The sequence below is a fragment of the Bacillus sp. XF8 genome (assembly GCF_017498755.1).
In the GTDB taxonomy this organism is placed as follows: domain Bacteria; phylum Bacillota; class Bacilli; order Bacillales; family Bacillaceae_G; genus Bacillus_A; species Bacillus_A bingmayongensis.
This window is the reverse complement of the sequence record NZ_JAGDQK010000122.1, coordinates 1-1,067: the sequence shown is the minus strand read 5'-3', so window position 1 is coordinate 1,067 and position 1,067 is coordinate 1. Positions and strand designations below refer to the sequence as shown.

The following is a 1,067-nucleotide window of genomic DNA, read 5'->3' as shown; positions in this document are numbered from 1 at the left end:
GGAAAATTTGTTCAAATGGAAGCACTATCAACCTGATATTATCTTATTAACGGTAAGATGGTACCTACGGTACAACCGGTTCTGGTGCAAGAAATCTAGTAAACTTGGACATACTGATACTACTACTCTAAAAAAGGAGCATGATCAGTATGGAAAACCAAAATTTATTCAAATGGAAACATTATCAGCCTGACATTATTTTGTTAACTGTAAGATGGTACCTATGGTACAATCTCAGTTTTCGTGATTTGGTAGAAATGATGGAGGAACGAGGTTTATCCATCGCTCACACAACCATCATGCGTTGGGTACATCAATATGGCCCTGAACTAGACAAGAAAGTTCGCTGTCACCTTAAGAAAACAAACGATTCTTGGCGAGTAGATGAGACGTATATCAAGGTAAAAGGTCAATGGATGTATTTATATCGCGCAGTTGATTCTGAAGGAAGTACGATTGATTTTTACCTAAGCAAAACAAGAGATCATAAGGCTGCAAAGCGCTTCTTCAAGAAAGCTTTGCGGTCTTTTCATGTTTCTAAGCCACGTGTCATAACAGTGGATAAAAATCCGGCTTATCCTATAGCAGTTGAAGAATTGAGAAAAGAAAAAAACATGCCATCAGGCATGCAACTTAGACAAAAGAAATATTTAAACAATATCGTGGAACAGGATCATCGTTTTATAAAGAAGCGAGTTCGTTCTATGTTAGGATTGAAATCATTTCGTACAGCCACTTACATACTGAGTGGCATAGAAGCGATGCATATGATTAAAAAGAAGCAGGTTCATCAAGGGGTGAAATCTGTCCAAAATCGAAAAGAATTCATTGATAAGCTGTTCGGTATCGTATCAAAATCCGTAAGTTAGCAGAAAATTCATATCCTACGTTTTTTATAGATTATCTTTGCACCAGAACCATATTATTTAATTTGTTTAAATATCTGGAATAATGGTGACAGCTATTGTTCGAACTGGTGCATCTATTTCATTGCTCGCGGTATGGTAGTATTTAGTTATTAATTCGTTTAATTCGCTTTGGAATTGTATAAAGTGTTCCTCATCTAT

Annotated in this window: 1 protein-coding gene and 2 pseudogenes; 2 read left to right on the top strand and 1 reads right to left on the bottom strand. The window is 36.1% G+C overall.

Annotated elements, in window-relative coordinates; all coding sequences use genetic code 11:
- Together J4P91_RS29870 and J4P91_RS28685 are read left to right on the top strand one after the other, a co-directional pair.
- Positions 1–193: pseudogene (locus J4P91_RS29870) on the top strand (hypothetical protein); the annotation flags it as partial.
- On the top strand, positions 150–869 hold the full coding sequence (locus tag J4P91_RS28685; protein ID WP_207996797.1) for an IS6 family transposase: 720 nt from the start codon (positions 150–152) through the stop codon (positions 867–869). The pseudogene J4P91_RS29870 and the gene J4P91_RS28685, both read left to right, overlap by 44 nt.
- 66 nt (positions 870–935) lie before the next feature.
- Here J4P91_RS28685 and J4P91_RS29340 read toward each other — a convergent pair.
- Positions 936–1,067: pseudogene (locus J4P91_RS29340) on the bottom strand (transcriptional regulator); the annotation flags it as partial.

Coding starts and splice junctions, on each gene's coding strand:
- J4P91_RS28685 (WP_207996797.1), top strand. CDS start 150: ATGGAAAACCAAAATTTATTCAAATGGAAACATTATCAGCCTGACATT.